The sequence below is a fragment of the Leptolyngbya sp. FACHB-711 genome (assembly GCF_014695615.1).
Taxonomy (GTDB): Bacteria; Cyanobacteriota; Cyanobacteriia; order Elainellales; family Elainellaceae; genus Leptolyngbya_A.
Map to the genome: position 1 here is coordinate 1 of NZ_JACJOR010000594.1, position 6955 is coordinate 6955.

The following is a 6955-nucleotide window of genomic DNA, read 5'->3' on the forward strand; positions in this document are numbered from 1 at the left end:
TCTAAACATCGAGGATAAGCCTGCAATTCCTGAAGGACACAATCGTCTGCACTAGAGCGATCGATAATTCGGGCATCAGGAAAATGATGCTGAAAGGTCGCGCGATCGTTTTTTGTTAATGTGCCGTCATCATGGATGCATAGGGCATAGTGGCGATTGGAGTAGTAATAAAACGTTTTTAGCGTCCAGATCAAATTCAGCCAATCTTTAGCACAGGTGAGGACATGAATTTCACAGGCACGATCGGTAGTTTGAACGATCGGCTTTGTGTTGAGAATGCGAGGACGAACTGTATCCCGAAAGTGTGCCGTTTGCCACCCGTGTTCGTATTTCTGTTGGAGTTTGAGGACAAGGGAGCCGATCGACATGAGCTATCCTTAGGAATTAGATAGGGTTAAATGGGCGTTAGTGAATTGACAGCAATCGGCTGAAATATTGCCTTGCTCTTGAGTGAAACCCCGGAATTAGAAGAATTTGAGGATTCTGTAGAACTGTAACCGCAGATTTGATCCATCTCAGTAATTTAGGGTCGCTCTCTGAGACCGATCGCTGTATCTGCTTCATTAGTATTGCCTGATAAAGCCATTGCCCTTGTAGACTCAATCGCTTCTGCCCCGCCATTGGAGATGACCAGTCCCATAACCAGGGACGAATAACCTGAAGCAGCTCATCAGCAACCTTCTCGCTTTGATTTGATTTTTGAGTCTCCGTAAATCTGAAACAAGTTAGGGCGCGATCGATCGTTCCGACTTTGCCTTTAGCTAAAAGAATTCTGCACCAGTATTCATAATCCATCACAAAGTACAGCGACTCGTTGAAGGAACCAATTCGATCGCTAATCCGCCTTGTCCAAAAGACCTCCGGTTGAACAAATTGCCGTTTTTGCCACCATACCCCCCAAAGATCAATAATTTCATCAAAGGTATGGATATCGGCAAATTGTTCCCCCATGGGTTTTCCCTGGGTATTGACATAGCAACAACGCCCATGCAAAAAGTCAATTTCAGGATGAGCTAAAAAATAGTCTGCAACCGCATGAAGTGTTCCTGGTAAGTAATAATCATCACTGTTTATATAAGCCAGCACCTCACCTGTTGCTTTTTCTAATCCTTTGTTAATAGCATGGGCTTGACCGCGATCGGGTTCACTAATCCAGTAAGCAATTTTTGATTCGTACCTCTTGATAATTTCTATAGTATTATCTGTACTACCACCATCAATAACAATGTATTCTAGATTTGGGTAGTTTTGAGAAAGAACAGATTGAATAGTTTCCTCAATAAAATTTCCCTGATTGTAGCTAGGAGTAATAATACTGATCCGAGGGAAGATACTCATTTTAGATACTTCTAGTTTGTAGACCACTAATGGTTAAACCGGGGGTCATATCATAATCCATGAAGATAGAATCAAATCTTCAATTCTTAAGCTTGAATCGTTCATCCACTTCTTTGGGCAAATAACAGTTTTATTGGTGTTGCTGTTAAGCCAACCAGCCCACCAACTAAATGTACTGTTAGCAAGGATTTGATGATTGCACTGAGCCATTAAATATAATTCTTCAGAAGCTAATAAGGAACCTCCGGAGACAAGATGAAAATCTTCGCCGTGAAAAAAATTAGACATCACCCAAGGGATATCATCAGTAAAGACATAAACATCGAATTTTCCCAACTTACTTTTTAGAAGCTTCAAAGCGTTCTCATAATAGTCCAATCCGATGAAACCATGCTTTTTAGCGTATGTTTCGTTCGTTACATAGTCTCCTCGTCGAATATGCAATGCAACAGATTCGGAAGATTCTTTAATTTTTTCTCTTATTGTGAAAACCTCAGCTCGGTCAGGATAGCGCGGTGTAAATTCCAACCTCAGTTGCTGTTCTATTTCAGGCAAGATGTATTTGTAACTTTGCCAAAATCCCTCAAGATAAATATCTCCACTTATATTAAAAACTTTTGAGGCGTCAAAATCTGGCTCTTCACGGAGATAAGTTAAAGAAATTGGATAGGGAAAATGCTGAATATCAAAAATGCTGTTATAAGCTTTTCTGATTTGCTTTTTTATTTTTAGAAAAGCTTGATTTTGAAAGAATAAATTTATTTCCTCTCTAGAAGCAAAGTTTTCTCTAATTCTAAAGTCCGATAAACCATATTGACGATACGAATTGAACTCGAACCATGATAAATCTAGTTTAAGAACAGTACGATTTCGATGTGCTAGACTGAGTCCCGCCGAATATTGAAACAGTTGGTTTCCCAAACCTCCTTGAATCTTTGTAATAATCATAAACTTGGTTGTTTCAAAAGAGTTTATACACCTGTAGCCAAATTGGGAAAAAGCTTTTTACGGATAAGCACAAGGAGCGCTACAAAATTATCACCGAAGAGAATGAGTAATAAAGTAATCCAATTTTTTTTACTAAAGGGAGCGATCGCTAGTGCTTCTAGTAGTAGGGAAAGGGAGGTGAGTTTACCTCCACCATGGCGGTTTGATAAGTAGCTCCATTGTCTCAAGAAATTTAGCTGATATTCTTGAGAAGCCTCAGTATCTGAAAATTTCTCTATGCCTTCTGATAGCAGTAAAGATTTGCTACCTCCCATCTCTACTGCTAACTTATGTTTAAGAATTTGTTGAGTATGCGATTTCGTTCGAGTAACGCTCTTCAAGTGAACTCTGTAATGTAGCAGAACTTCAGGAAGACAATAGGCAAAACCTTCTTTTATAATTCGATTATAGAAATCAGCATCCTCTATCCATTCATACTCTTTTCTATAGCCACCAATCCTTAACGCTACGTCTTTTCTATACATGACTGTTGGATGAAGCAAAAAGGCTCCAACATTTAATATTCTGGAAACCTCATCCTCTCCTGGAGAGAATGGTCCTAGCTGGCCTGTTATGAAATTTCCTAAAAATCTTCCTCGCTGATCGATTGCACCAATTGAGTTGCCAACAATTACATAATTGGAGTTCTTGTCCAGAAAATCAACTTGTTTTTCAAATCTTTGAGGTAATGCAATGTCATCTGCATCCATTCTAGCTATATACTTACCACTTGAATGAAGTATTCCAAAATTAAGAGCATCTACAATACCTCGATTCGATGTTCTAAATATCCTTATTCGAGAATCCTCATTCTCTAATGATCGGATTATATCGAATGTTCTATCAGTAGAACCATCATCAATAATTAAAAACTCAAAATTAGTAAAAGTTTGGTTTAGAATACTCCTTACTGATTTAGCAATAAAGTTTTCTGCATTAAACACAGGGAGCACAACAGAAACCTTGTAATTCTGATTCATAAAGCTTTCAATACATTGAGCTAGTGTACCAGTGAAAGGAAAGTGACTTGTAGATATTGCTGTACTGTTTCTCAATCTTGGCAAAATCTAGTAATGACTCTCTATGTAGGGAAAGGTTGAAGAAATATTCAAGCGTTAAATCTCTTGAATAGTATTTAAACAGAAAATTACCATAGGTCTCATACTCGGAGAAACTTGAGTTTTCACTACGATCGATTCGGCTTATGATTGCTTCATGCCAGATCATTTTTGTGTGTTGTTGAATTTTTCTTTTGAGTGCTGCAAGTTTTTCTTTACTGAAAAGCATTTGATGTGAGACGAACGATACCGGAGCCGTTGGTTTTTCACCTAGTAATCGCTCGTATGCAGCCCGGTAGGGCAAATGAAACTCGTTTGAAATATTTAAGACAGTTTGATTGTTTATTAACATGCTTTGTGGTGACACTAATACTGTGTCAGCATCTAAAACAAAGTAATACTGTGTTTTTGTGAAACTATCTGCTCCCAACTTGAGCAGCTGTTGAAAAATCCAGCCGCGACGATCTTTCTCCTCAAATATATAGCTTCCTATATCAGTAAGTCTTATTGGTAGAACTGATTCCTCATCAATAAAGATACAGTTAAACTTCTGGCAGAAACTAAGCAATTTTTGTGTTTTAGGCGCAACAATATAGACATCTTGAATTGGATGATTTAGATACTTTCGAACGTTTTCTACAACAAATGGTAAAGTTTCTAAATCACGCTCAATACAGGGAATAACTATCTCGATGGGAGCTTTACTCAGTAGGTTCTGCTGCCACTTTTTGTGATACAAGTACTTACGTATCCAGTTGACTCGTCTTGCTTGAAACGGTAAACGTGAATCTGTCAGTGTTCGCACTATTGAATAATCCATAGTGAATTTGTCAAACTGCTACTTGAGTTTGTAAGCTCCAGTAATGAGCGTAACGTCCCTGTTTCTGGATTAGTGTTCTGTGACTTCCTGCCTCTACAAGCTGTCCTTTCTCTAATACCAGAATTTGATCTGCCTCTACGATCGTCGATAAACGATGAGCAATTACAATTACAGTTCGATCTTGCTGAAACTCAGCTAGCGCCTGTTGAATCAATCGCTCTGATTCGCTGTCTAAGGCGCTGGTTGCCTCATCGAGAATCAAAATCTCTGGCTGCTTCAGAATTGCTCTAGCTAACGCTAGCCTCTGCCGTTGTCCTCCCGACAGGCGATAGCCCCGCTCACCCACAGTGGTTTCGTAGCCCTCTGGTAGATTTAGAATAAATGAGTGTGCTTGGGCAGCCTTAGCCGCTGCCACGACCTCCTCAAATGTGGTTTCTGGCGCACCGTAGCGTAGGTTATCTAGGATGCTGCTGTTAAAGATAAAAGTATCCTGGCTAACTACACCAATATGCTGTCTCCAGCTCGACTGATTATAGTGCTGCAATGCTTTGCCGTTGACTGTAATCTGCCCTTGAGTTGGCTGATATAACCCAATGAGCAGATCGACGATCGATGATTTTCCGGCACCCGATTGTCCGACTAGAGCGGTTACTTGGTTCTTTGGGATTTTAAAGGTTACACCCCCAAGCGCATAGGTTTGATCATTTGCATAGGAGAGGCTAACCTTCTCAAAACAGATATCGGTTTGCAATGACTCAAGCGGTTTACCCCCGACTAAAGCAAACTGCTTATCGCTAGTTTCTAAAATCGTGTTTAACCGCTGAATATTCGCACTGCTGTCTGCCAATTGCGTAAACACTCCGGCAACTAGCCGCAGGCGAATCGAGAGCCTCTGCAAAGCCAGTAGAAACGTGAGCAGCAGCGGCAGGATTGTCTCTGGCGTATCGCTCATAGCAAAGGCTAGCGCAGCCAAAATTGCTAGGGAAAGAATCGGCAGTACATCTAAAATTGGATCTGGTAAGAAGAGGATGCGTGCCCTTCTCTGAAGCTGATCCTGCACATCGCGCAGCAAATATATGACTTCATCGGTCGATCGCTGCTGAGTGCCAAATGTATGCAGTAATCTGAGTGCCTGAATATTCTCAGTCATCCGTTTAGACAACTCGACCTGAGCTGAGTTCAGTTGGTGAGCAACAGCCCTTAACCGGGGCAGTAGTCTTTGCTGCACGACAATGACAACCAGTGCCAGCAGAACTGCGACGAGTGCCAAAGCAGGAGATAGGCTAATCAAGACAACCGCATAGACAATGGTGAACGAAAGGCTGACCACTAAGCCATTAAGGCACTGAATTTGTCCATCTACCGTAGGAGCCGCACTGTTAGAAAACATCAACAAGTCACCAATTTTGTAATGACTGGCGCAGGCAAAGCTAAAGGACATGATCTGCTCAAATACTCGACCCGTGACCTGCGGCTGTGCTCGTGCTGACAGGTAGGCGGTACTCACCTTATTGGCATAGTTGCTCAGAGCTAACAAAGCTTGTAGCAAGACAGCAAGTCCCAGGAATCCCAAAAATTGTTGTCCTTGCGACAGAGGTACAACTGATAGAAAATGCTGTACCAACTGGGGTTGATTTTGTGACCCCTCCGAAAGCAGGGAAACTGCTAGATAAATTACGCCCAACGTACTGCCCTCTAGCACAGCTCCCAGTAAATTGGTTGATAAACTGATTGCCAATAAGGACCAATTTCGACGTGCTGTGGCTATGATCAGTCGATAAGCTGGAGTATTCAAAGCAGATTTGAGCTGTTTCACAACGGGTTAATCCTGTTTCCGCAAACTGTTATCAATCAAACTGTAGCGATCGATTAACTTTAACCCAGCAATCCGACGCTCAGCCTTCTCTAATACCAAAGAACTCCGCTTTCGAGGCGACATTCTGTTCCCTTGATGTAACTGGATAATGCTGCTCGCTTAGCAACCTGGAGGACTTCCAATGCAGGTTTAGTCAGGATGAAAATCAGAAATGAGATCAATGAACAAACCTAAAATCCTTAATTGCGTTGTAACCCAGCATTCGAGATTGCCTACGAGTGAACTCGCCAACTGAAGGATTGCCCTTGGGATCAATCACGCCCTGCACTTGCTGCCAGAGTTCCTGCGGGGCGACTGAAATCTCATAGGTGCGATCATCCCTTTTTCTAACGTGATACCATTTTGTTTGCTGACATTCAGCACACCAGAAAGCCTCTAGCCACTCACCGTCTAGAGGAACCGCTGTTTGGTTTGCGACTAGCATCAGTGCCGTTTTTCGATTCACACCCCGGTGCTGGAGTTGTCCAGGGCGATCGGCGTATAGACGATGTTTCTGGCTCACGCTATCTAGATGACAGCCGTGAATGGGACAGTAGATTGCCCGTCGCTTCGATCGCTTCCGATTTCGGTCACACGTTCTCTGCAATTCGACCTCCCTTAAGCAACAGACACATCAGAAGGTTACGGTGGAGGGACTGAGATCAAACGACCATCAAAGCCCAGCTCCTGAATACAAGTTCTAGATTATTGAGCTGTAGGCAGTTAAGCATTGCTGCTTAATCTAAGTGAGCCAGCCTGAAACCTACTTCAATCTCGCCAAACTCGTGAAATCGAACTTATCGAGAATGTAGGCTTTCGACCTCTCTAAATAACTATTACAGTATGCTTAAAAGTAATCAGGGAGTTTTTCTAACTTCTCAGAACCTTCATACAAAT

7 protein-coding genes are annotated in these 6955 nt (G+C 41.8%); all 7 read right to left on the reverse strand.

The window, feature by feature from the left end; translation table 11 throughout:
- A partial coding sequence (locus tag H6F80_RS28795) for a hypothetical protein (RefSeq protein WP_518523681.1) occupies positions 1 to 368 on the reverse strand: 368 nt, incomplete at its 3' end.
- 37 nt (positions 369 to 405) lie between these two features.
- Positions 406 to 1365, reverse strand: a complete 960-nt coding sequence (locus H6F80_RS28800) for a glycosyltransferase family 2 protein (protein ID WP_347277944.1) — start codon at positions 1363 to 1365, stop codon at positions 406 to 408.
- A gap of 18 nt (positions 1366 to 1383) precedes the next feature.
- The gene (locus tag H6F80_RS28805) at positions 1384 to 2286 is read right to left on the reverse strand and encodes an alpha-1,2-fucosyltransferase (protein ID WP_190794944.1); all 903 of its coding nucleotides are present in this window, start codon (positions 2284 to 2286) and stop codon (positions 1384 to 1386) included.
- Positions 2287 to 2309: 23 nt separating this feature from the next.
- Positions 2310 to 3305, reverse strand: coding sequence for a glycosyltransferase family 2 protein (locus H6F80_RS28810; protein ID WP_190794945.1), 996 nt, complete (start codon positions 3303 to 3305; stop codon positions 2310 to 2312).
- Between the two features lie 7 nt (positions 3306 to 3312).
- Complete coding sequence (locus H6F80_RS28815; RefSeq protein ID WP_190794946.1) at positions 3313 to 4203, reverse strand: DUF6492 family protein; 891 nt, start codon at positions 4201 to 4203, stop codon at positions 3313 to 3315.
- A 10-nt stretch (positions 4204 to 4213) separates the two neighbouring features.
- Positions 4214 to 5941: an ABC transporter ATP-binding protein gene (locus H6F80_RS28820; protein ID WP_242067630.1), complete on the reverse strand. Its 1728-nt coding sequence runs from the start codon at positions 5939 to 5941 to the stop codon at positions 4214 to 4216.
- A gap of 295 nt (positions 5942 to 6236) precedes the next feature.
- Positions 6237 to 6665: a hypothetical protein gene (locus H6F80_RS28825; RefSeq protein WP_190794948.1), complete on the reverse strand. Its 429-nt coding sequence runs from the start codon at positions 6663 to 6665 to the stop codon at positions 6237 to 6239.
- Between the last annotated feature and the right edge of the window lie 290 nt (positions 6666 to 6955).

Bases quoted from the DNA above. Each gene is read 5' to 3' on its own strand.
- H6F80_RS28805 (WP_190794944.1), bottom strand. From the start codon at position 2,286: ATGATTATTACAAAGATTCAAGGAGGTTTGGGAAACCAACTGTTTCAA.
- H6F80_RS28810 (WP_190794945.1), bottom strand. From the start codon at position 3,305: ATGAATCAGAATTACAAGGTTTCTGTTGTGCTCCCTGTGTTTAATGCA.
- H6F80_RS28815 (WP_190794946.1), bottom strand. From the start codon at position 4,203: ATGGATTATTCAATAGTGCGAACACTGACAGATTCACGTTTACCGTTT.